This is a genomic window from Chryseobacterium sp. (assembly GCF_041914225.1).
Classification (GTDB): domain Bacteria; phylum Bacteroidota; class Bacteroidia; order Flavobacteriales; family Weeksellaceae; genus Chryseobacterium.
Genome location: NZ_JAYSDT010000001.1, coordinates 61,750 through 88,458, shown reverse-complemented (window position 1 = coordinate 88,458; position 26,709 = coordinate 61,750). Strand labels below are relative to the sequence as shown.

11 protein-coding genes are annotated in these 26,709 nt (G+C 41.9%); 9 read left to right on the top strand and 2 right to left on the bottom strand.

What is annotated here, in order from left to right; all coding sequences use genetic code 11:
* Window positions 1-96: 96 nt before the first annotated feature.
* Together ACE3RB_RS00365 and ACE3RB_RS00360 are read right to left on the bottom strand one after the other, a co-directional pair.
* Window positions 97-1,962, bottom strand: coding sequence for a T9SS type A sorting domain-containing protein (locus ACE3RB_RS00365; RefSeq protein WP_374462351.1), 1,866 nt, complete (start codon window positions 1,960-1,962; stop codon window positions 97-99).
* 71 nt (window positions 1,963-2,033) lie between these two features.
* Window positions 2,034-6,908 (bottom strand): PKD domain-containing protein, encoded by a 4,875-nt coding sequence (locus ACE3RB_RS00360; RefSeq protein WP_374462349.1) that lies wholly within the window; start codon window positions 6,906-6,908, stop codon window positions 2,034-2,036.
* A gap of 520 nt (window positions 6,909-7,428) precedes the next feature.
* On the opposite strand from ACE3RB_RS00360, the gene glsA reads away from it, so the two are divergent.
* The 9 genes from glsA (at window position 7,429) to ACE3RB_RS00315 (ending at window position 26,653) form a co-directional block, all read left to right on the top strand.
* Window positions 7,429-8,442, top strand: a complete 1,014-nt coding sequence (glsA, locus tag ACE3RB_RS00355; protein WP_374462347.1) for a glutaminase A — start codon at window positions 7,429-7,431, stop codon at window positions 8,440-8,442.
* 911 nt (window positions 8,443-9,353) lie between these two features.
* Window positions 9,354-11,027, top strand: coding sequence for a nitronate monooxygenase (locus tag ACE3RB_RS00350; protein ID WP_374462346.1), 1,674 nt, complete (start codon window positions 9,354-9,356; stop codon window positions 11,025-11,027).
* 111 nt (window positions 11,028-11,138) lie between these two features.
* Window positions 11,139-16,376, top strand: coding sequence for an SDR family NAD(P)-dependent oxidoreductase (locus ACE3RB_RS00345; RefSeq protein WP_374462345.1), 5,238 nt, complete (start codon window positions 11,139-11,141; stop codon window positions 16,374-16,376).
* 19 nt (window positions 16,377-16,395) lie between these two features.
* Window positions 16,396-20,661, top strand: a complete 4,266-nt coding sequence (locus ACE3RB_RS00340; protein ID WP_374462344.1) for a beta-ketoacyl synthase N-terminal-like domain-containing protein — start codon at window positions 16,396-16,398, stop codon at window positions 20,659-20,661.
* On the top strand, window positions 20,649-20,948 hold the full coding sequence (locus ACE3RB_RS00335) for an acyl carrier protein (RefSeq protein ID WP_374462343.1): 300 nt from the start codon (window positions 20,649-20,651) through the stop codon (window positions 20,946-20,948). The genes ACE3RB_RS00340 and ACE3RB_RS00335 overlap by 13 nt, the downstream gene beginning before the upstream one ends.
* Window positions 20,939-21,721 carry an alpha/beta fold hydrolase gene (locus ACE3RB_RS00330; protein ID WP_374462342.1) on the top strand — a complete coding sequence of 261 codons (783 nt, stop codon included), beginning with the start codon at window positions 20,939-20,941 and terminating at the stop codon, window positions 21,719-21,721. Before ACE3RB_RS00335 ends, ACE3RB_RS00330 begins: the two co-directional genes overlap by 10 nt.
* Complete coding sequence (locus tag ACE3RB_RS00325) at window positions 21,714-24,116, top strand: glycosyltransferase (protein WP_374462341.1); 2,403 nt, start codon at window positions 21,714-21,716, stop codon at window positions 24,114-24,116. The genes ACE3RB_RS00330 and ACE3RB_RS00325 overlap by 8 nt, the downstream gene beginning before the upstream one ends.
* A 3-nt stretch (window positions 24,117-24,119) precedes the next feature.
* On the top strand, window positions 24,120-25,403 hold the full coding sequence (locus ACE3RB_RS00320; protein ID WP_374462340.1) for a condensation domain-containing protein: 1,284 nt from the start codon (window positions 24,120-24,122) through the stop codon (window positions 25,401-25,403).
* On the top strand, window positions 25,400-26,653 hold the full coding sequence (locus tag ACE3RB_RS00315) for a hypothetical protein (protein ID WP_374462339.1): 1,254 nt from the start codon (window positions 25,400-25,402) through the stop codon (window positions 26,651-26,653). The genes ACE3RB_RS00320 and ACE3RB_RS00315 overlap by 4 nt, the downstream gene beginning before the upstream one ends.
* Window positions 26,654-26,709 lie beyond the last annotated feature (56 nt).

Genomic DNA, 26,709 nt, shown 5'->3' with positions numbered 1-26,709 from the left:
CTATCTTTTTTCAATCAAAAAAATACCTATAAAAAAACAGCACCCTTTGGAGAGCACTGCTTAATATATAAGGTTATTAATTTTCAGTTTTGTTTTTTACTTCTTCAGTATTTTTTCAGTTACTGTTGAAGATTTGGTTTTAAGTTTAATATAATATACTCCTGTCTGAAGAGAGGATAATACTACCTGTTCCTGCGCTATAGTCAAAGTTCCCTGTTTCACCAGCTGTCCCGCAGCACCAAAAATTTCATAAGAAATCAATGGTTCTTTGCTTCTGATGGTAAGTACATCCTGAACCGGATTAGGGTATAGCTGTATTCCTGCCTGAGCAGCCGTTTCTTCTACTGACATCTGGCTACACGCTGATTTGGCAAATTTTGTAAAAAAAGACTGAGATTTCCCGCCTGCTACATTAACTGTCATTGTATTGACATTATCATTGGGATCTGTAAATAATTGATCATGAAAAAAACCGCCTGCTACATAGTTTCCATCCTGATCTGCTGCCACTGCTGTAAATTCATCAATAACATAAAAGTTACTGCGAATCTCTCCTATTCCCAAAACATCTCCGGTATCTTTATTAAGCCTTACCAGTAATGGATCTGACCGGTCTCCATCGGGACGTACCATTGCATAGCTACCCCAGATATCAGACCAGCTTCCTTTGGCAAATGCTATTTCATTCCCATTAAGAGCAAGGGTCCCCTTAGTAAAACGATAACCGAACTGAAGACCAGACATCCCATCCGGAGTCCTTGCCCACTGCACGGTACCCGAAGCATTGATCTTCATCACAAAAGGAACAGCTTCCACATAGCTTCTCAGTGGAAAAGTATAAGTTCCGAAAGTGGCAGGTACTGTTATTCCGTTAAAATAACGCCCTGAAATATAAATATCTGATGTAGCCGGATCTTTTATAATGGAATGAATTTCATCATCCGTACTTGTTGTACCATTGTTGATCTCCCTTCTCCATACCTCTGCTCCGGTGGTACCATCAAAAGCAAGCACATAAGCCGCTTTCGTAAACGGAACATTATTATAGGAAAGATCAATAAGGTTACTGAATCCCGGATCCATTCTTTTACCCGCAAGATAATAGCGGTTCAGACTTTCATCATACACCAGATTAACTTTCCCTTCTCTCCCCACAGCATTTATGGCATCTCCTGTAATGGGAAGAAGCAAAGGAGCAGCCGGTGTCATATTACCACCATCATAATTGAACTTAACCGCATAATACTGGTAGGTTGATGTATAGGTTGAAGGTACTGTAATTAAACCGTTTAAATGCGTTCCCGCTTTGAACCCCATGACAGCATGGATGTTTTTGGAAGAATCCATATACATAGTCTGAACATCGCACATGCGAGAGAAAAAACTGACATCTCCCTGTAAAGGCTTGCTCCATGCCAATGTACCATCTGAAGTATTATATTTTAAAAGAAAAGCTGCTTTGTGGGCAGGGTCTATCGTCTGATCATAATAGGTATACAGAGGCAGTGTATGAGTATCATCAAAATGTACCGGAGTAGCATTCGGATCTCCGGCGTATGAATTGTTATAGATTGTAGCTACCATGTACAACCCTCCATTGTTATCCACCTTAATATGCCATGCATTTTCTCCATCTCCTGTACCTCCTATAGGTCTGGACCATCTTATATTTCCCGTACAGTCTGTAGAAAACAGAAAAAGATCACTGAGACCGTAGTTGGTTACCGGTGTTCCATTCAGGTTTTGTCCCTGTTCACGCATTGTTGCAAGATAGTAGGTATTATTGTTGTTGTCTACTACAATATCCCTTATGAATTCATCAAATACATAATGAAATCCCGGATCAGCAGAGCCTGTCAGTCCTCCTGCCTGCTTCCCCCATTGCCATTGGTAAGTTTGGCTAAAAGATAACGCCGGCAAAATCAGAAGTAATCCCCACAATTTGTTTTTTAATTGTATCATAAAAATTCATTTAATTATCAAATACTATAAAAAAGCAGTGCTCTCCGAAGAGAACACTGCTTTATAAGCTCCTAATTTTTAATTAGTTTTCCTTGTAATGATGTATCTCCCGTTTGTACAATAACGATATAAACACCTTGAAGCCAGCTGGTAACTTCCACGTCTACCTCTCCGGAAGCCGCTTTCAGTTCCTTACGGAATTTGACATTGCCCATGGCATCAAAAACTGTAACCTGTTTTGCAAGTAATTTTTCATCGCCCGTATTATACGAGATTTTCACTTTTTCCTTAGCAGGATTCGGGATCATTTTCAGAGAAGAAACTGAAGCCGCAACTACATTTCTTCCTGCACTTCTCATACCCATCCAGTCCGGATCTACCGCTTTAGTAGTAAACTTACATGTATTATTTGAGAATAAGATCTCATCAGCCCCCTGGAAGCCTGAGTTTGGATAGAATGCCAGTGGATTTGCATTCATATCATACATACCTCCTGCCGGAATCGTAATAATGGATGGAATATAAACTCCAAATCCACTAAGACTTGAGACCGTAAGGCTTATCGGCTGGCTTCCTGTATTGTAGATGACTCCATAAACGTTATAGTGATCTCCAACCCATTTCATACCTTTGACATCCGCTTCCAGTTTACAATCTGTTTCGAATCCGCATTCTTTACCAGGATAATAATTCATGGTTCCTGAAGTAAACTGACATCCCAGATGATCAATCTGAAGCTGATAGGTACCTGCAGAATTGATATACAGCGGGTAGATATAATCATTGTTTCCGCTCTGGATATTGTTTCCGAACAGCTGCCATTCATGATGATCGAAAACGCCTTTTGGTCCTAAGATATATTTACCTTCTCTAAAACATGCGTCATAGCATCCTGTAGGGAATACCCACATTAGGCTTTCAAGGCTTAACGGTACCTGTGTATTACCTATAACTTTACAACCGCTTGGCGCAGTGTAAATCACCTGGTAAGCACCACCTTCATTTACGGTGATGGACTGGCCTGTCATTCCGTTGCTCCAGTTATAAACTCCGGCAGATGGTCCTGATGCAGTCAGCATAATTTCATAAGGCTGGCAGTTAACCAGATTATAGCTTACCGAAATCGGTGCCGGCGGACTGCTTACAGTAACGGTAAAGCTTTTACTGCTTGTACATCCTGATGTACCCGGAGTTCTTACTTCCAGTGTATAAACATAGGTACCTGCTGTTAATGGCCCCGTACTCAAAGCAATAGGATAAGGAACAGAAGTCCATGGTGTTATTACCGAATTTCCTTTTTTCCATTGATATTCCAGGGTGTTGTCTGTTACAATGCCGGTAAGTACTGTTGAAGATCCGTCACAGATATTAGCAGTTCCTGATATATTGACATATGGTGGATTTTTAAGTGTTACGGGTATAGCTTTAGTACTCATAATACTGGTTGTGCATCCCTCTGATGATACAAGCACCGGCCAGTAGCTGCCGGACTGTGTTGGTGTGAATACAGGAGAGTTTGGTGCTCCTGATACAGGCTGAGAACCATTCATCCAGATATATTGACTAGGAGATCCAAGTGTGCTTGTAAATACGATATTAGGAGCACTTCCCATACAGGCTACAAGAGCAGGTGGTGTCATATCACCGTTAAGAGTTGCTTCTTTCACATTAACACTAATTACAGCAGAAGTATATTCACATCCCATCGGGGTTCTTATTTTCAGCTGCATTGTTTTTGTTCCTGCTGTATTGTAAGTTATCGTGGCATCCGGACCTGTCGTAATATAAGATGTACCATCAAAAATCCATGTGTAGGTATTTCCGGGTACATATGTTATCGGGCTGAACGTAATAGGTGAGCGAGCACATAACCACGCAGGAACCAGGAATGTTGTATCAGGAACCGGAGCTAATGTAATTGTCTGTGTAGTTGTACACGTTGGTTTTCCTGGCGCAGATACTGTCATTGTAAAGGTATAAGTACCTGGCATCAGATTATAAGTAGCCGATTGTCCTGTCTGAGTAGGCTGTCCTGATGAAGTGAAGGTATAGGTAACAGACGCCGGATTGATGTCAAAAATAGTAGAGGTATTGAAAAGCGTTACCGTATATCCGCTTCCGTTACAGACTGTACTGATATTGAATTTAGGCTCATAATGCTTTCTTACTTCCACTCCCTTGCTGTACCAGCATGATCCGTATCTTAAACGTACAAAAACAATATGTGCTCCTGCAAGATTAGTCTGATATACCGGAGAAGCTGTTCCCTGGCCGGAAACTAAAGTAAGTACACTATCGGATAACCATTGGATTTCATCCGGAGTTCCGTTGTAAGTTAAACCTGAAACGGTAATGTTATTACAGGCTGACCATGCCGGAATGAAATTAATCTGTGGATCTGTTGTACAGCTTCCGCTGCTCGGGCAAGACTGTGTTACATTAACATTTTGAGAATAAACCACACAACCATTGATGTCTATGGCCTGTACTTTGTAGGTTCCAAAAGCACCAGCACCAAAGATAACATATGAATTAGTCATAGCACCTGATATAACTGTATTGTCTTTATACCATTGCCATGAAGAAATATTCGTAAGTCCTGTAGAACTGTTAGCCGTTAGCGTATACGGTGTCATTGTTGTAGGATCACAAACTGCAATATTATATACCGGAGAAATTGTAATAATGGTTTCAGGATAGATAATAAAGTTAGCACTTGCTGTAGGCTTATAATTACAGCCGTTAGTACCTTCGTACGTTACAGTAACCGTTTGGGAAACGTTGTTTCCTGAATTGTTCTGGATATACCCGGTATTCGGGAAGCTGTAAACTCCGGCCGGGTTGAAGGCTGTATTATACGTATTTCCGTTAGCAAAAGTGAAAGTCACATTCGTTGCAGAAGTAATGGTTCCCTGGTTTACTGTGAAAGTAAGATTTGAACCTAAACAGATTCCGCCAACATTTGTAAAGCTTACTACCGGAAGCGTTATTAATGATACCGGCATAGGAATCGTCTGCGTTACTCCGCATTTTACGACTTTCAGAATCAGATTGGTTGTACTCGTTGAGGAAATTTCGTTGAAGTTTACAGTAATATTAGCTGTACCCTGTCCGCCAACAACACTTCCGAAGTTAGAGCTCGCAAATGACCATTCCATAGAATCCGGAACAATTCCGTTCAGATTGGCACTGAAAGTCTGAGTGCTGCTCGGACAGAAAGGCCCTGAGTTAGGATTAATTTCAATCGTGCTGAGATCCAGTTTCGTCACATTAAATGATTTCGGAGCTGAAAGACATCCTGCATTACTGATAGATTTGTTCTGAGCAGACACCGAATATGACGTGGCTCCTGCATTAAATATAACCGTTACAGAAGATCCGGCATTACTTCCCTGAACGGTTCCGTTGGTTACACTCCAAACGGGTACCATTCCTGAGTCAACAGAACTAATAGTATAAACATAAGGTCTTCCCGGACATACTTTTGTTTCTCCGGATATTGTTCCTAAAGGTGGCTGGGGAATAGGCAGAACCTTGATAATTCTTGCATTGCTTTCACAACCTCCACCCTGTTTGGTAGCTGTAACCGTATAAGTTCCTGCTGTTACAAAGTTGTAGTTGAATATTCCTGTCATTACCGAAGAAGTATATGTAGAATTTCCGGTTGTTACTTTCCAGATAACAGGAACGTTAGGTGAAGCCGTGAATCCCTGGCTTGTTCCTGCACAGATTTCATCTACACCACCGCTTACCAGTACCGGTGCTTCTACAACAATATCAATAGAAGCCTGCCCTTCGCAGGTCAATAATGTATTGAAATAATTAGCGGTAAGATGATAAGTACCCGGCTGACTGGCAGAGAAAACAATTTCATTTCTTTGCTGGGTATTGGTCAGCTGGCCTCCCGCAGGACCCGTTACATTCCATAGAACCTTGGTTGTAGGCCACTGAGGAATTGAATAGGTATACTGCCTGCCGGAACATATCACTGCCTGTCCTTTAATTTTTGCATTCTTTAAAACTACAGGAATTTTGATTGTAGTCCATTCAGGGCAGGCACATTCTGACATATACATTACATATCCGAAGCCTTCAAGAGGGTCTACCTGATCCCAAACCACTTCAACTTCGTTACCGTTAGTACCCACAATTGTGCCTCCGATAACTTTCCATTGTCCTTTGCTACATCCATCCTGAGCACTGTATGTTTCTTTACTGCCTTCACACACTACGGAAGCACAGTTGATCTGCACAGGATCTGCTTTCAATACCTTGATCTGCTTTTTAAATTTACTCTGGCAGCCGCACTTATTGGTTACGGTCAGCTGAATCGTATAATTTCCGGGATTAGCATATAAGTGAGACGGTTCAAAAGCCGTAGAAGTTGTACCGTCACCAAAGTCCCAGAAATAATTGATAATATCCGATCCTCTGTTCTGGTCAGAAAGGTTATCAAAATAGATCGTCGTATTTCTGCATACCGCTTCATCCAGATTTAGCATTTCAAACTTGGCAATCGGCCTGTTGATCTTTTCAATACAGATCGTCTGGGTTTCTACAGTTCCGTCATTGTACGTAATCACAGCCTGCAAAGATCCGTTACCTGCCGTTCCCCAGGCTACATTGCCTATAGCGTTACCAGGTCCTGAAGTGGTGACTGTTCCGCCTGCAACCGTCCATTGAACGGCGGAAACATTAGATCCCTGAACCTCATATACCACATTGGATACCTCACAGACACGGAGACATTGTGATGAATTGATGTAGGAATAAGCGATACCGTTGTCAGGGATCGGACCATCTTTTTCGCCACGGAATTCCTGGCATCCGACCTGAGCGGTCCATGTAATTCGAGCTTGTGCTTGCAGTACCCAGGGTACCAAAAGCCAACATAGCAGGAGCCATCTGAAGATGTGCTGCCTACCAAAATAGGTGTTGTTTTTCATAGTTATTAAAAAAGTGTTATTAATTTTTTATCAAATTAATAAAAAATTTAATACAAAAAATCATTTAATCGTGAAAAAATAACAATATTTTACATGTGAATTTCAAACATATAGAAGAATTCCTGTCTATATGCTATTTCACCGTCATATTAATTATTCAGAAAAAATGCATTTTTTATTAATTTTCTATATTAAAACCAAATAAAATTCTAATTTTCAATAACTAAAAACAATAAAATCAACAATAAAAATTCACATTTATTTATTTTATACTACATAAATTACATTTAGATTAAAATTAATCACATTTAAAACTGCAAAAAAAGCACTGCTTTTAATTCGTTCTATACCGTCGCAATATTTTCTCATTTACTTCAGTAATACCTGCCTCTTCTGTAATGATTCATTATCAATCCAGTTACAGGCAAGTGCAGCAAATGAGAATTGCTGACAAGATTAAAATACTTTATCTTTGTTTTTTAAGGCTTATCATAAACCATTTATTTGAAGATCTTCCTATATGAAAAACAACAGCTTTTTATTTTCTGCAAAAGGAATCTGTACAGCAGCTTTTATTTCCTTAAGCACTATTGTTTATGCACAGAAAACAGCAGATATCTCAACCATTTCTGAAAAAACATTAAACACCATTCTGGAGAAAAACAGAGCTTATTACACCCAGGGAAAAGTGGCAGATTATATTCCTGAACTTGGAAAGATGGATGCTAAAGCAATCGCTTTTTCAGTGGTAGACAAAAATGGAAAAGTATTCAATACCGGTGATGTCCATAAGAAATTTACAATGCAGAGCATTTCAAAAATCATATCATTAATGGTGGCTGTCAATGAAAAAGGAGAAACCAATATCTTTGATAAAATGGGGTATTTCGGTTCCGACAAACCTTTCAACCATTTTTCAAACCTGGAAACTACAGGCAAACCGCTTAATCCTATGATGAATGCGGGAGCAATTCTTACCACTTCCCTCATTTCAGGAGATGGTGAAAAGCCATTTCTGAAAATACTTGACATGGTAAGATACATCACCAAAAACCCTTCAATAGATTACAATAAATCTGTTTACGAATCCGAAAAATCTACAGGACACCGCAACCGCGGGATGTTTTATATTATGAAAAACAGCGGACTGATTTCAGATAACGAAGATCAGCTGGACAATTATTTCAAGCAGTGTTCTATTGAACTTACTGCAGAAGACCTTGCGAAAATCGGGTACTTCTTTGCCAATGAATGTGTAAGATTTGATGGTGACTCCACCTATAAAAATGCCGATATGGCAAAATTGGTGGAATCACAGATGCTGACAGCCGGCATGTATGAGTTCAGCGGTGAATATTCCAGAACAGTAGGCCTGCCAAGTAAATCCGGTGTAGGAGGCGGCATTACGGTAAGCGTACCCGGCAAAATAGGAATCGGAGTATTCAGCCCTGCTTTGGACCAGCATGGTAATTCACTGGCAGGTTACCATATGATTTTAGATCTGGCAAAACAGTACGGATTAAGTATATTTTAAATCTCAAAATCTAATCAACTGCAGATCGGCATTACATAATTGATGCCATATAACTTTCAGAAAGTTGATTTATAAAAAATATTAACAGCTACACCCTCAAAAAAAACAGTAAGTGAATCAGGCACTTACTGTTTTTTTATGAATTCCGGAAAGATATATTAATTATTCTTAAAATTCTCTATCTGTTTATTTATCAAAAAGATAGGAAAAATTCATAAATAATTCAAATTAAATCACAATATATTGATTAATTTTATTTAAATTCGCTTTGCCGTTTTATCAGATTGATAAAGGCCATTTTTACATTTCGGAACCTGATTCATCCTATATTATCTTTTTGTAATATAAGCAAAAACAAATCTCTTGTTTTTGAAATATTTTATTTTTTATTCCTATATTTACTTAACATTTCTTTAACTATAAATATTTATAATTATAGTAAATAAGATTGTACCGGCATATTTCTAAGAATAAATAAACAATAATTATATTTTAATAACACATGAACAATTGATACTTTTCTATTAAGAAATAATTATCAAATTTCATTTATATTTAATATATATATACAGTTTTATTATTTTTATTCACTCATAACATAAAAACACCATCAAAACAAGTGGTATCCGTTTTTTGCTATGAGATATCATTAACTATTTCTATACCGTGATGCTATGAAAAACTTGACCAAAATCAGGCTAATGCCCGTTGAAAAGCCGGACGCCACCAACACAACTTACAACCCGTCCATAACTGGAAGATTATTAAATAATCAACACCAAACAATACATATTGTTAACTATTTGACAAAAACCAATTTTATTATATCATAATAAAAAGCACAGTCCTTATTACCGAAAGCTTTGCATTTTTATTATAAACTCTTGCTATCATTCAATAATTATCACGCCATGAAAAAATTAACCATTATTGGACTAACGCCTTTTGAAAAACCGGACGTTAACCTTATGCTTAAACTGCATCAGGCGGGTGCATTTCCCGTCCTGAGTTTAGGAGATGAGCTTACAACTGCCCAGGAAGCGTTACATCAACTTGATCAGATAGACGTACCATCGTATGGTATTTATTTTTCTAACGACAATTCCTCCGGCCTTCAGATTTCTGAAAAAGTAAGATTTGCAATTCTTCCGTTCGGAATGTCTGCGCCTTCCAATCTGCCTCTTGTTTATCAGGTAACCAGCCTGGAAGAAGCCATACAGGCTGAACAATCGGGAGCAGAAGGAATCATTATCAAAGGAAATGAAGCAGGCGGACGGGTAGGATATGAATCCACGTTTGTATTGTTCCAGCGTGTGATCAATGAAATCCGGAATATTCCGGCGTGGGTACAGGGAGGAATAGGTCCCCATACCGCAGCGGCATCAAAAGCATTGGGAGCAACAGGAGTTGTACTGGACAGCCAGCTGGCCCTGTTCCCCGAAAGTTCGGTTCCCCGGGAGCTGAAAGATGTATGCTCAAAACTGAATGGTACAGAAACTAAGGTAATTGCAAACCATCCCGTACTGGTAAGACCCAACTCACCCGCTTTACCTGAAAATACTACTGCTGAAGAGCTGAAAAAATTCTTTTACGGTCTCGACCTTAATACATGCTATATCCCAATGGGACAAGACATTTCACTGGCCACAGACCTGTATGAAGACTTTAAAACACTGAAAAAACTGGTTTTCGGATTTAAAGAAGCCATGCACGGACACCTGAAGCAGGCAAAAAAGCTTAAGGTAGTTGATAAAGAAAATGCCTTAGCCCGGGATCTCGGTCTGCAATATCCTATTGCTCAAGGCCCGATGACCCGTGTGAGTGATGTTCCTTTATTCGCCAATGCAGTTGCAGATGCCGGAGCTTTACCTTTCGTTGCTTTATCCTTATTAAAAGGAGAATCAGCAAAATCTCTGGTAATGGACACCAAAAAACTGGCTGGTGAAAAAACCTGGGGTGTAGGAATCTTAGGATTTGCTCCACAGGAATTAAGAGATGAACAGACTTCCTATATATTAGAAGCAAAACCTCCTGTGGTTTTAATTGCAGGCGGAAGACCTGCCCAGGCCAAAGTGTTTGAAAAAGCAGGTATAAAATCATTTTTACATGTTCCCTCTCCTGCCCTTCTGGATATTTTCCTGAAAGAAGGCGCTAAAAATTTCATTTTTGAAGGACGCGAGTGCGGAGGCCACGTAGGACCACTGTCAAGCACGGTTCTTTGGGAAAAACAGATTGAGCGTATCTTAAAAGAGGATCACCCGGAAGATATCAGTGTCTTTTTTACCGGAGGAATTCATGACGCATTTTCAACAGCGTTTGTATCCATTATGGCAGCACCATTAGCCGCAAGAGGAGTGAAAATCGGGGTATTGATGGGAACAGCTTATCTGTACACCCATGAAGCTGTACAAACCGGAGCCATTCAGGAAGAATTCCAGTTGCAGGCCATGCAGGCAAAAGATACGGTCTTACTGGAAACGGCCCCTGGACATGAGACCCGTTGCTTAAATACAGCATTTGCCCATTATTTCAACACAGAAAAAGCAAAGCTTCTGGCTGCCGGAATGGATAAAAAAGAAGTATGAGAACAGCTTGAAAAATTAAATGTAGGCCGCTTACGTATTGCAGCTAAAGGTATTGAACGCCAGGGCGATCAACTTGTCAGCATTCCTAAAGATGACCAACTAGACTTAGGAATGTACATGATTGGCCAGGTAGCTACGATGCACAACCGTGTGATCTCATTAGCAGCCCTTCACCAAAGTATCGTGGACAATGATGAGTATGTTCAGAATGCAGCATTGCCGGAAGAACCGATTTCTACTGAAAAACCATTGGACATCGCCATCGTAGGAATGGAATGTATCTTCCCTGGCGCTAAAAACCTTGAGGAATACTGGAGAAATATTATTTTAGGAAAAGACAGCGTTACCGAAGTACCGGATGAAAGATGGAATAAAGAGCTGTATTACCATCCGGATTCTGATGGCCCTGATGTATCCCACTCCAAATGGGGAGGATTTATTCCTAAAATTGATTTTGATCCGCTGGCATTCGGAATTCCGCCACAATCTTTAGCAGCCATTGAACCAACACAACTGCTGACTTTATTGGTTGCAAAACGTGCAATGGAAGATGCAGGGTATGGTGAAAAACAAATCAACAGAGAAAACATTTCTGTCATTATAGGTGCTGAAGGCGGTAATGATCTTGCCAACAGCTATAGTTTCAGAGGATATTATAAGCAGGTTTTCGGAGAGCTTCACGAAGAAGTAAAAGAAGCCTTCCCACATACTACAGAAGACTCATTTCCGGGTATTCTTGCCAATGTTATAGCAGGTAGGATTACGAACCGACTGGATCTTGGCGGCAGAAACTTTACCGTAGATGCAGCGTGTGCTTCTTCATTAGCTGCTATTGATCTGGCTTGTCAGGAACTTGTATTGGGAAAATCTGATATGGTTCTTGCAGGTGGAGCAGATTTACACAATGGAATCAATGATTACCTGATGTTCTCCAGCACTCATGCCCTTTCCAGAAAAGGAAGATGTGCTACTTTTGATGGTGAGGCAGACGGTATTGCCCTCGGGGAAGGTATTGCTATCCTTGTTTTAAAAAGATATGAAGATGCTGTACGTGACGGTGACCGTATCTATTCCGTGATCAAAGGTGTCGGCGGATCCAGTGATGGTAAAGCACTTGGGCTTACTGCTCCAAGAAAAATAGGCCAGGTAAGAGCCTTGGAACGCGCCTATTCCCAGGCAGGGATAAGTCCGGCTTCCGTAGGTCTTGTAGAAGCACACGGTACAGGAACGGTAGTAGGTGACAAAACAGAACTCAGTGCATTAACGAATTTGTTCAGCCGCTCAGGGGCTTTACCGGGTCAGACTCATTTAGGTTCGGTAAAAACGCAGATCGGACATACCAAGTGTGCTGCAGGATTAGTAGGTTTGATCAAAGCCTCCCTTGCTGTATATCACGGGGTAAAACCACCTACCCTTCATCTTCAGCAGCCTAATGCATATTATAATGCTGAAACCAGTCCGTTTGCATTCCATGCAGAAAGCGGATTATGGTCAGAGAAAAACCGTTATGCTGGAATCAGTGCTTTCGGATTTGGGGGAACCAACTTCCACACGGCCATTGCCAGCCATCCTAAGCAAGATGATTCAATCGTAATGCAGTCGTGGCCTTCAGAATTGTTTGTTTTCCGTGGAGATACCTATGAAGAAGCAAAAGGACAATCCGACCAGATAAAAGCTTTATTAGAAATTAATGATGGTATTCCGTTACAGGATATTGCATACAGCTTAAGCATCAGCTCAGAAAAGCCGATCCAGTTCAGCATCGTGGCAGACACTGTTGAAGACCTGATGATGAAGCTGGAACTGGTACTGCTGGGCATTGAAACCAAAGACACTTTTACTGTAAATAAAAAAGAAGGTAAAGTAGCTTTCACATTTCCTGGACAGGGCAGCCAGAGAATCAATATGGCTCGTGATTTATTCGTAGTCTTCCCCGCTATGCGTAAGATTATTGATAATTATCCTGAACTTGAAAAAGTGGTTTTCCCATCCAAAACATTCAATGAAGCTGATGTAAAAAGACAAAAAGAAACCATTAAAGATACCCGTTTAGCACAACCGCTTTTAGGAATTGTTGATCTTGCATTGGCTAAATTCTTAGAATCTCTGGGCATTATCCCGGATATGCTGGCAGGCCATAGCTACGGTGAAATTCCGGCATTATGCTTTGCAGGAGTATTTGGAGAAGATAAACTGGTGGACTTAAGTATTCAGAGAGCTCAGTCTATTTTAGACTCGGTAGAAGGCGGGGATCCGGGATCAATGCTGGCAGCAAGCGCTACTCCGGAACGTTTACAACCGATCATTGCTAAAGTAGAAGGATGCTATCCGGTGAACTTTAATGCTCCTACACAATGTGTCATTGCAGGAAATACAGAAGCGATCAATAAATTGCTGGAAGTTCTTAAACAGGAAGGTATTTCGGCCAAAAAGCTTGAAGTTGCCTGCGCATTCCACAGTCCGTTACTAGCAAAATCCAAGGATTTATATGCTGAAGTACTGAAAGATGTTCCTTTCAGGGAAATGCAGATTCCGGTATGGTCCAATACCACAGCAGAAGTATATCCTAAGAATCCATCTGAAATAAAAGAAAGACTTACTGATCATCTGGTACAGCCTGTAAGATTTGTAGAACAGCTGCAGGCAATGTATAACGATGGAGCAAGAATATTTATCGAAGTAGGACCTGGGAAAGTTCTTACCGGATTGACCAAATCCTGTCTGGAAAAAGACCAGCTTACCTTATATGTTGAAGACAACAGCCATAATAAATTCAGCCATCTGCTTTGTATGCTGGCGCAATATTTAGGAACAGGCCGAAGCTTCAATATCAGTAAACTTTTCGATGGACGCCACGTTAAGGTTATTGATCTTGACCAACCTGAGCTTTACAAGAAAAGCCCTGCCATCTGGCGTGTAAACGGGCAAACTGCCCATCCAACTCATGGTAATCTGCCATCCAATGGTGCATTACCGCTTATAAACCCTATTCCCATGAACAATTTTACTACGAATCACCAGGCACCGGCAGCTGAAGCGCAATCTACCGCTGAACGTATGCTGCAGGAATATTTAAACAGCATGAAATTAATGATACAGGCACAGCGTGATGTGATGCTTTCCTTTATGGGACAGAATCCGCAGGCATTCCCAGCTCCTGTATATAATGCTCCGGTACAGACTCCGGTTCAACAGCCAATATCTGCTATTTCGGTTCAGCCTGTTCAGCAGGAAAGACCGGTAGCCGTTGCAGCTGTGAAACAAGCTCCTTCAAAAGATATCAAATCCTTATTACTTCAGGTGGTAAGTGACAAAACAGGATATCCTCAGGAAATGCTGGGTATGGAAATGGACCTTGAAGCGGATCTAAGTATCGATTCCATCAAAAGAGTAGAAATCATCGGAACACTTCGTAACGAACTGGGAACACTGGGTAACGGAAACACCAGTGAAGATACCGTTATGGAGCAGTTAGCAGGAATAAAAACCCTAAGTGGTCTTGTTTCATGGCTTACTGAGTTCTCAGGGGCTGAAACAACTGCTGCTGAAAAAAACGGATCAACAGCTGAGCCAGCAGTTTCACAAACACAGACCCAGCCGGCAATCTCTCTTGAAGACCTTCAAAATGCTATTCTGAATATCGTAAGTGAAAAAACAGGATATCCGAAAGAAATGTTAGGTCTTGATCTCGACCTGGAAGCAGATTTGAGTATTGACTCTATTAAACGTATGGAAATCATCGGTGATCTTAAAACCAAGATCGGTTTTGGTCAAAACCTTGAACAGGCGGATGATGTGATGGAAAAACTGGCTGCCATTAAAACACTTCGCGGTCTGGCAGGCTGGATCAGCGAAATGAATGGTGAATCGAACGAAACTACCCAGGAAGCAAAAGAAACAAATGCCGTAGAACCAACCCAAAATGTACTTTCACGTCTTCGTTTTGATATTACGCCTACTGATGCCTCTTTAGTACAAAATATTGAAATATTGCAGGGAAAACGTTTTGCCATCACTCAGAATAACAGCAAACAAACCTCTGCAATTAAAGAAGCTCTGGAAAAACATGGAGCCATCGTAGAATTGGTAGACACAGAAAAAAATCTTTCAGACATTGACGGATTAATTATGCTGGACCTTTTCTCAGCGGCTGATAAACCAAGCATCATCGATCATGTAGATCTGATCAAAAAACTGGATTTTGATAAAGCGAAATGGGTATACCTGATTTCAGATATTCCTGCTCACCTTCAGGAAATTACGGATGTAAGCGTATTGCGCCATCATCAGGGATATCCGGGACTTTTCAAGAGCCTGGCAAGAGAATTTGACAATACAGCCTGCAGACTGATCAGTCTGAGCACTCCTCAGGAAGTAAATCAGATTGCTGAGATTACCTTAAAGGAAATCCTTACCAATGATAAACCTGCTGAAATCATTTATAAAAATGACCAGAGGCACAAAGTAGACATTATCCCTTCTCCATTGTCAACAAGTTTAAGTGAAGCCCACATTCAGCTGGATCAGAAATCTGTAGTATTGGTACTTGGAGGCGCACAGGGAATTACCGCCGAGCTGGTAAAACATATGTCTCAGGCATATCCGTGTACTTACATTCTGGTAGGAAGATCTGCTGACCCGAGAAATGAAATTTCTGCAAAAGATTTTGAAGGAATGAAAACCAAAGAGGAAATCAGAGGTTTTCTGATCAGATCCGGACAATTCACTTCTCCGGCAGAGATTGAAAAAGAAACAACGAAAATTTTCAAAAACAATCAGATTCTCCGCACCATCCGTGATATGGAAGAGCTTGGAAATACAATCATTTACCAATCATTGGATCTGTGTGACGAAGAAGGCTTAAGCAATTTAATCAGCAATATCTATGAAAAATATGACCGTCTGGATGGAGTAATCCATGGAGCGGGCCTTTTAGAAGATAAATTATTCAAACAAAAGACAACAAGCTCTTTCGGACGTGTATTTGATACCAAAGTGAAACCACTTCGCGTCTTGGCAGAGCAGCTTCGTGAAGACTGTCAGTTCGTGGTATTATTCTCAAGTATCGCTTCCGTATACGGTAATAAAGGGCAGACAGACTATGCGGCTGCCAACAGTGTACTGGATGATTATGCCAATGCCTTAAACAAAAGATTAAAAGGAAAAGTAATCTCCATCAACTGGGGACCATGGAAAGGTGCCGGAATGGTTTCTTCCACCCTTGAATCAGAATACGAACGCAGAGGAATTTCCATGATCCCATTGGATGAAGGGAAAGAAATCTTCTTAAATGAGATCAAATACGGAACTGAAAGCCAGGTGCTGATCATGTCAGGAAATAATTGGTAAAACTCTGCATAAACAAAGTATGAAAAAAACAGATGTTGCTGTAATTGGCCTATCCTGTGTCTTTCCCGGGGCACAGGATGCCAACACTTTTTGGCAGAATATTGTCAATAAAGTCGATTCTACCGAGTTGGCTCCGGCTGACCGGATAGATCCGGTTCATTTCAGTGATGCGACCAGTCCCGTTGACCGTTTTTACTGTCAGCGTGGAGGGTTTATCCCTGATTATACTTTTGATCCCACAGCATTCGGTATTTTGCCGCTGGCTGTTGAAGGAACGGAACCCGACCATTTGCTTACCCTTGATCTGGTACAGAAAGCACTGGAAGATGCAGGCATATTCCAAAAGAATACTTCTCTTGAAAAAACAGGAATCATCATCGGAAAAGGAAACTACACAGGTCCGGGAGCTACCCGCGCTATTGAAATTGTAAGAACCGGTGAACAGATCTCCTCATTATTGCAGGAATTGCTGCCTCACGTTTCTTCTTCCGATATTGAAAAGGTAAAGCATGCTTTTCAGGAACGTAAGGGCCGTTTTGCAGCAGATACCGCCATGGGATTAATTCCCAATCTGGTTGCCTCTCTTGTAGCCAACCGATTCAATCTGGGAGGTGCTGCATTTACGGTAGACGCAGCCTGTGCTTCTGCACTTATCGCTGTAGACCATGCTGTGCAGGAACTTCAGAGAGGCCGTTCCGATATCATGATTGCAGGAGGAGTACACACAGGACAGAATGCTGCTTTCTGGAGTATTTTTGCCCAGCTGGGAGCCATGTCCCGCCAGCAGCGGATTAAACCTTTCAGTAGTGATGCTGATGGCTTACTGATCGGTGAAGGCTGTGGTTTTGTCGTCTTAAAACGATTGGAAGATGCCGTTCGCGATCAGGATAAAATCTATGCCGTGATCAAAGGTGTGGGAGTCAGCAGTGACGGTACCGGAACCAGTGTGATGAGTCCGTCCGTAAAAGGTCAGCTGAAGGCGTTGGAACAGGCATGGATCAATGCTGATTTAGATAAAAATAAAGTCGGTTACCTTGAAGCCCATGGCACAGGAACACCGCTTGGCGATAAAACAGAGCTTCAGACGTTAGCTCAGTTCTTCGGAAAAGAAGAAGCTGCTCCGGCTGCAGGTATCGGATCTGTGAAGTCCAATATCGGGCATGCGATGCCGGCTGCCGGAATTGCAGGATTAATTAAAACCTGCTTAGCATTACACCATGACACTCTGCCGCCAACATTGTACTGTGAGAATCCTACTTCGGAGATGCAGAACACAAGGTTTGAACCGGTACAGGAAGCCAAAAACTGGTCAAAAACAGGACTCCCAAAAGTAGCCGCTGTAAATGCCTTCGGATTTGGAGGAATCAATGCCCACGTTGTTCTTGAAGGGTATGATATGCCTAAAAAAGATCAGGTACTGATACTGGCAAGACCCACGCATGAAGAACTGCTTTCCGCATTACAAAATAATGAAACAGCCATTGGAGAAGGAGATTTCAGAGTAGCGATTTTCGATCCAACACCGGCAAGAATAGAAAAAGCCATTAAAATTGTTTCCAAGAATATCATCTGGAAAAACAAACAGGACATCTGGTACACTTCTACCCCATTATTAAAGGATGGCGGTAAAGTAGCCTTTGTATTCCCAGGTTTAGACGGTCTGGCAAAAGGTGAAGTAGAAACGGTAAGCCGTTATTTTGGATTAACAGCGCCTATCGAAACGGAAGGCGAAGGTCTTTTAACTGACGCTTTAAACATCTTCAACAACTGTAGCATCCTTGACAATTCATTGAAAAAACTGGGGATTATTCCCGATATGAATGCCGGGCACAGTTTAGGAGAATGGCTGGCAGGATATTCATCTGAGCTGGCAGAAGCCAATTCTGTAAAAGCTTTAATTGATGTACTGAATCCTGAGACATTTGAATTAAAAGATTCCAAATTCATTGCTATAGGAGCAGGTATCGATGCCATAAAACCTTTTATTGATGAAATTTCAAATCTGTATGTTTCCAATGACAACTGCCCTAATCAGGTGATTCTTTGCGGAAGCAATGCTGCTCTGGATGAACTGGTTCCATTGTTAAAAGCCAGGCAGATTTTCCACCAGGTACTGCCTTTCCAGTCAGGGTTTCATTCTCCTTTTATCGCTGATAAACTGGATGTGATCCTTGCCGGAATGGAAAAAGCGCAGTTTCAGCAGACGAAAATTCCATTGTGGTCCGCTACCACATTAGAACCTTACCCTGCAGATCAGGCAGCCATCAGAAAACTGAGCGCCGAGCATTTGGTTGAACCTGTCCGCTTCCGTGAACTGACTGATAAATTATACGAAGAGGGCGCCAGAGTATTCATCCAGGTCGGTACCGGCGGACTGATCGGGTTTATTGATGATACCCTAAAAGGAAAAGCTTTCAGTACCATTGCATCCAGCGTTCCTACCCGTTCTGCATTAGCGCAGTTACAACGCGTAGTGGCTTCATTATTTGTAGAAGGGAAAACCATTGCTCTTGATTTTCTGGAAATCCGGCAGCAGTCAAAAAAATCAACAGGAAAAGGCATTAAGCTGGAATTAGGTTCTCCTATTATCCGTAACTTTAAAGAAGTAAAAGCTTTGGCTTCATCCTTTGATGCGCCAAAACAATATACCGCTAACGTTTCATCTATTGCAACCAAAAGCGGTCACCCGTTGGTACAGGCATTTCAGGATAACGTTGCCGATATGATCCGTATGCAGGAAGAAGTATTGACTTTATTCCAGAACCGTCCGGAGATTACAATTCCACGTCCTTCTCAGGTTGCTCCTGCAGCACAACAGGCCGCTCCAAAAGCACCAGGAAGTACAACCTTCACAAAAGACTTGTATGTAACGCTGGAAAGTCATCCTTACCTGATTGATCACAGTTTATTGAGACAGCCAAAAGGATGGGCTCATGTTGCAGATATGGAACCGGTCATCCCGATGACGATGATTTTTGAGCAGTTGGCTGAAATTGCAGAAGCGGAAATTCCCGGAACACAGGTTCATAAGATTATGAACGTAAGTGTCTTCCAATGGATGAACGTTGCCAAACCTTTCGAAAAAACAGTAAAAGGAGAATGGCGCTCACCGAATCATGCTTATCTCGATATTGAAAACTTTGCCAACGCAGAAGTCATTTTAAAATCGGGTTCTGTTCCGACACCAGCATTCAATCTTTCCATCGGTGATCTTTTGCCCATCGAAAGAACACCTGAAGAAATCTATGACATGCACATGTTCCATGGAGAAAAATACCAGGGAATTACTAAAGTTTCAGCCGTTGGAGACAAAGGAATTATCGGAAAGATAAAAGGAAACGGCGGTAAAGGTTCATTACTGGACAACGCAGGACAGTTATTCGGGCTTTGGCTGCAGCTTACTTTAGTGAAAGACCGCATTGCATTCCCTGTAAAAATCAGAGATATCGAGTTCTTCGGGAATATGCATGATCAGGAAGGTATCTTTGAGTGTACCTGTATGCTGACCGAACTGAATGATGAATTCGCCATCGCAGATATCATTCTGAAAAGAGACGGAAAAGTATGGTGTGCCATTACGGGCTGGCAGAACAGAAGACTGGAAATTGATGCTGCCTTATGGAATGTTTCCATGTCACCGCTGCACAACCGCCTTTCGGAAGAGATTGCTCCTGAAGTATTTTTCTTCCATCAGGCCTATACCAGAGTGGCTTCATGGGATTTTATCCTGAAAAGATATTTCAACCAGACGGAAAAACAGCATCATCAACAGCTGTTGCCTAACAAAAAGAAAAACTGGATGGTAAGCCGTGTGGCCGTAAAGGATGCCGTAAGAAATCTTCTCCGCAAAGAAAAAAATCATGCCTGCTTCCCGATCACGTTTGAAATCCGTTCCGATGAAGTGGGGAAACCTTACCTCATCAGTGATTTTACAGAAAACATTCATATTTCACTGGCCCACAAAGGAAAAGATGCTGTGGGAATTGCGAGATACGGAAAATCTGTAGGAATTGATATGGAAATCATGGAAGAACGCAGCGAAGGATTCTATGACCTTGTATTTACAGACAAAGAATTAACCTTATTAAAAGGAAAAGATCAGGCAGAATGGACCACCCGTTTCTGGGTAGCTAAAGAAGCCTACGGAAAGTTCCTGGGAACCGGGCTGAAAGGGAATCCAAAAGCCTTCGGAGTAGAAGAAATAAAAGACGATCACCTGTGGATCAACAACATTGAAATCAAAACTATTAAACATAAAAATTATATTATCGGATGGACACTGTAAACGCAACATTAAAAATGAACCACGAAGGACTTTTTACTTTATTAAAAGGTTTTATTACTGAAGTGATAGGTGCTGAATTTGTAGAGGAGATGGACATTACTCCTGAAAGTTCATTCACCAAAGATCTTGAAATGGACAGCATAGAGATTGTCTCTTTCTCTGAAAAGATCAAAGCGCATTTTGGCGATCAGATCGACTTTACAGGCTGGCTGGCTTCCATGGACCTTGACCAGCTGATCAATCTTGACCTTAGTATGATCATCAATTATATCTACGAATGCCAATAATCACTGTCAATAACAGACAAGTTCATATACAGGAACTCAACAAAGGAGCCGAACAAACCGTGGTACTCATCCACGGTATGTTCAGTAACCTGTCCATTTATTATTTTAATATTGCCCCCATTCTGGCAAAACATTTCCATGTGGTGATGTACGACCTGAAAAGCCACGGTATGAGTGAACGCTTTTTGGATGGGTACGATCTTGACAACATGTCATCCGATTTAATAGGTTTAGCAGATCACCTTCAACTGGAAAAAGTACACCTTGTCGGTTACAGCTTCGGAGGTCTGATTGCGTTAAAAACAGCTTTGGATTATCCTGAACGTATCAATCAACTGGTGGTGATGGAGGCACCGGATCCTCAGGATGAAAAAGCCCGTAACATCATTGATGAATACAGCAAAGAATTCCTTGAGCATTATGTAGCCAACTTTACAGATACCACCAAAGTGCAGATGGGCAAAAGACAAATGGAAAAGAACCACCGTATGTATGAATTTCTGTTTAACCAAACCAGCATCAAAGCAGATATGATTAAGGAAAAGCATTTCCTTGGTGAAGCCCGTTTCAATGAATTAACGGCTCCCACCCTATTGCTTTATGGAGCTGATTCCAACTGCAGACCTACCGGTGAGTGGCTTCAGTCTCAAATCAGCCAGTCTGAACTTGAATTAATCCCGGGCGATCACAACATTCCTATCCAGGAACCTCAACTTATCGCTGAAACGATTGCTCAATTTTTATCTAAAATCCTAACACAAAACCATGGCTAAATTTGCATTTATAGTTCCACCACTCACAGGACATGTCAATCCTACCTTAAGCATCGGTGCTGCCTTGCTGGAAAGAGGACATGAAGTAGCCTGGATCAGCCTTGACCCTACGTTAGAGGCTAAACTTCCCGAAGGAGGAAAATTATTACTGATCCAATACGATCAGACTGACGAAGAAAAAAGAGAAAGTGAACAATATCTCGATATCATTTCAAAGAAAGTAGTATATGGTATAGACAGCGTAAAGTTCCTGTACGAAGAGGTTCTTATCCCGCTAAACAGACATTGCTATAACGGAGTTGTTGCTTTACTGAAAACATATCAGCCCGATTTAATTATCGGTGACCACCAGTTATTTGCAGCCCCGGTTGCCGCAAAAGCGCTTGGAATTCCTTACGCCACATCTGTTACCGCCCCGGCTGCCATCAAGATCATGAATGAGCTGCCAAAAGTACATGAATGGCAGGTCAATCAGATCATCGGATTACAAAAAGAGCTTGGTTTCCATGAGGAACGTTCTCTGGCCACTTCAGACCTGCTAACGCTTGTGCTAACCTCCGGTCATTTTTTTGGTGAAATGGAAGATCTTCCGTCTCAATATCAGTTCACGGGGCCTGTTCTTACCGAAAGACGCATCTCTTGTGAATTCGATTGGGACAGATTGAAAAATGCCGCCAACAAAAAGATTTTAGTAAGCATCGGAACTACTTTCGATCACGATCATAAAAAAGCATTCTTCCAGAAGGTCATTGATGCCTTTAAAGACGAAGATTTAACCGTTGTAGTGGTTTCTGATCCACAGCTTTTTGAGCAGTGGCCGGAAAACTTTATGGTATATCAGCAGATTCCCCAGCTGGATCTGCTCCCTCATCTTGACGGTGTGGTGTGCCACGGCGGCCACAATACGGTTTCTGAAACCTTATCCAACGGGATCCCTTTGGTGGTGATCCCGATTGCCTATGACCAGTCACACGTTGCAGGACGTGTGGTACGTACAGAAGCAGGTGAGCGCCTGAATTTTAACAGGTTTAAAGCCAATCACCTGAGAGAAGCTGTACAGCAGATCTTAAATAACCCGGGCTACCGTGAAGCCGCTCAGAAAGTGGGACAATCTTTTGCAGAGGCAGGAGGCACAGCTACGGCAGCCACTTTATTGGAACAGGCTATTGCAAAGGCTTCAAAACCTGAAAAGCCCTCTAAGTTTTTATTCGTAGTTCCTCCGTTTTTCGGACATGTGAGCCCTACTTTAAGTGTGGGAGCCAGTCTGATTGCCCGGGGCCACGAAGTAAAATGGTTCGGAATTACGCCTTTAGACAGTAAGCATATTCCTGAAGGAGGCTCTTATTTCTATCCGGAAGAAGACCTTATTCCCTATCAGGAGGAAATTGCCCGTATTTTAAAAAGACAGGATGACGGACCGGCATGCTCAGGACCTGAAGTGATGAAGCTGGCACTGGAAGAAACCTATGTTCCTTTCGCTAAAATGATGATGCCGGGATTAACCCGTCTAACAGAAAGCTGGATGCCTGATGTGATCGTGAATGACTGTATCACTTTCGGAGGCGCTCTTTTCGCCCATAAAAACAATATTCCCTGTGTAACGACTACTCCGGTTCCACCGGATGTGATGGGAGATACGGAAAAAAGTGCCCCTAAGATCTGGGAATGGCAGCAAAAACTGATCAAAGACCTGCAAAAAGAAGTAGGCATTCATGAGGAAGGCATTTACATCCATTCCCACAAACTGAATATGGTATTTACTTCACAGGCTTTTGCCGGATTTGAAACCGTTCCGCCTCATATGAAATTTGTAGGGCCGGTAAAGGGTCGCCCGAACGATGCCCCATTCGACTGGGATAAACTGAACGCTTCCACCACTCCGAAGATATTTGTATCATTGGGAACGCTGCTGGTAGACATCAGAAAGGCCTTTTTTGAAAAGATCATTGCTGCATTTAAAGACCAGCCGGTTACAGTGATTGCCGCTACTCCACCGGAAATCTTTGAAGAATGGCCGGATAATTTTATCGTAAACAGCTTTGTTCCCCAATCAGCAGTGATGCAGCAAATGGACATGGTGATCTGCCACGGTGGCTTCAATACGGTAAACGATACTTTCCGTAACGGATTACCGATGCTGATCACACCTATTGCTTACGATCATTTCCATATTGCCAAACTGATCGAGCAGGCAGGCTGCGGAATCAGCATCCGGTACAAGAGACTGCGTGTAGATGCGCTTCGTGAAACCGTTTTTGAATTGCTGGAAAATCCTAAATACAGGGAAGCCGCCAGGGAAGTTCAGAACACCTTCACCCTTGCCGGAGGAAATGACAAAGCCGTAGAACTGTTAGAAAATTTTGTACGCGAACATTCAACATTAGCTTCTGTGTAGCCTATGAATCCACCTATAAAAAGAAGATTGCTGTTCGGGGAACGTATGTTATTAGGGGACGGAACAGAACCTTTTAACGCAGTCATCCCGTTCAGACTGAGAGGGACTTTTACCTTAAAAGAGATCCAGCAGGCATTAGCCAAAATTCAAAACAAACACCCATGGCTGAGAGCATTGATCAGCCATGATGAAAAAAATATTCCATGGTTTAATGTTCCTGAAAAAACAGTTTCCATTCCTGTAAGAATCGTCACCAGACAAAGTGAAGATCAGTGGCAGGAAGAATCCAGGAAAGAATGGAACACTACCTTTAATTACGAAAAATTACCCCTGATCCGGTTTATCTGGATCAAAGGGGAAGACGTTTCTGACATGCTGTTTGCGTTCCACCATTGTCTTTGCGATGGTGGTTCTGCAATGGCCTTTTTAAAAGAATTCCTGGTAGCACTGGACAACCCGGCGGCCGATATCGGGACAGAAAACCCGATCTTAGGAATTGAAGATGTGGTTCCTGCACATATTCTGAACAGCCGCAGACAGAAACTGAAAGCCAGATTTATCGGAAGGCTGGCTGCTACTGCGATCAAATGGATTCCGGTAGGTAAAAAAGCTGTGGAAAGACAGAGTGATTACCTGATCAACTGGAAACTGGATGAAACGGTAAGCAAAGAATTAATCGCTTATTGTAAATCCCAGAAGGTAACAGTGAATACATTTTTGAGCGCAGCAGTATTGCAGGCATTTAAAAAAGTAAGGGGAGAAAAATCCTTCAATAAAGTTTCCTGCCCTGTAGACATCAGGCGTTTTGCCCAACAGATCAAAGAAGACCACATTTTCGCTTTCGGGCTGATGATTGTGGTGTCTGCTGATGAAAAGCTAAGCTTTACAGATAATCTCCGGGCCATGCAGAAATCTGTGGAACAGAAGACCTCAAAGCTGAATCCTTACCTCACCATGATGGTTATGGAATCCGGGCATGATGCGCTTAAGAATTTCACCAAGCTTTTAAAGAACGGGAAATCATCCAACGACTGTATGTTTTCCAATCTGGGACGTATTCAGATTCCTCATGAGTACAAAGCGTTTACAGTGGAAACCATCCTCAGCCCGTCTGTCATTGGTCCTTTGGGAAATACCACTACCCTGGTGGTTTCTACCTACCGTGGCAAAATGGATTTTTCATTCATGGGAAGCGAAGGCTATTTACCATATACTGAAGCCATGGCAGTACGTGACGAAGTTATGCAAACGATTCATTCACAACTAAAACAAATGGCAGTATCATGATCAAAAGACCTCTAATGATGGTGGAAAGGATCATGTATGTAGATCCTGAAACGCCCTTAAACAGTGTTTACACCGCAAAGATCAACGGGCAGATTGCTGAGGAAACGTTTAAAACGGCCCTACTCAAAATCCAGCAGAAACATCCTATGCTGAGAGCCAATATTGATCACAGCAAAGGACGTTATCCTTTTTTTATAGAACAAAAGGATATTGAACCTATTCCGCTCCGGATTGTAGAAAGAAAAACAGACGACGACTGGTTCAAGGAATCCGAAAAAGGATGGTTCAGATTTTTTGGAGAACCTAAAAAACCACTGGCTGAAGTAGTATGGGTAAAAGGAAAGGATACTTCGGAAATCATTTGGATCATGCCCCACTGCATTTCAGACGGAACTACCGGAGTGACTTTAATGCGGGAGCTTCTGAGCCTGCTGGACAATCCTTATCTGCCGTTGATTCCTTATGTTGCTTTTGAATCGGTAGATGATTTTCTGCCTTCGGATTTTAATACAGGCATTAAAAAATATAAAGCTGGCCTTTATCTGCTTTTTGCCAGGATATTCTTTTCTATCCAGCGGAAAAGTAAAAAGAGAAACCTTGGGAAAAACTACGCCATTCACTGGAAAATGACCCCTGAAGACACCAAACTGATCACAGAAAAATGTAAAGCCAACGGAATTTCTGTACATGCTTTGCTGTGTTCTTCCGTGATGCAGGCCTTCCGTGATGTTCAGGGAGACCGTGCCAAAGGGAAGGTGATCAGTCCGGTAGATGTGCGTCATTTTATTCCGGAAATCAAGGAGGATCATTTATTTGCTTTCGCCCCAACGGTAGAGCTTTCCCTCAAAAAAGACAGCAAGGATGTGCTGGGCAATGCCAAACAGATCAAAAAAGATCTTACGGAGAAAATCAATAAACTGGAAGCCCGTGAGCTCCTGTGGATGGGAGAACATATGCACCCCATTGTAGACCGTATGATCAGCATGCTGAAATCCAGTGAAGGCGGCCATGATGTGACCCTATCCAATATGGGAAAGGTGAATATCCCGAATGATTATAAAAACTTCAGTCTGGAAACCGTTTTTAGTCCTACCGTGGCTTTCCCATGGCTGAACTCAAATACCTTAGTCGCCAGTACGTACAACCAGCAGATGGACTTCACCTTCATGTCCAATGAAAATTTTCTTCCGAAAGAGGAAGCCCACAAGATAAAAGATAAAGCCATCGAGCTACTGACCACCTCCGTATGAAATTGAAAATAAAGCCTCCAAAGCCAAAACCCATCAAAAAAACCACCCTCAGACGC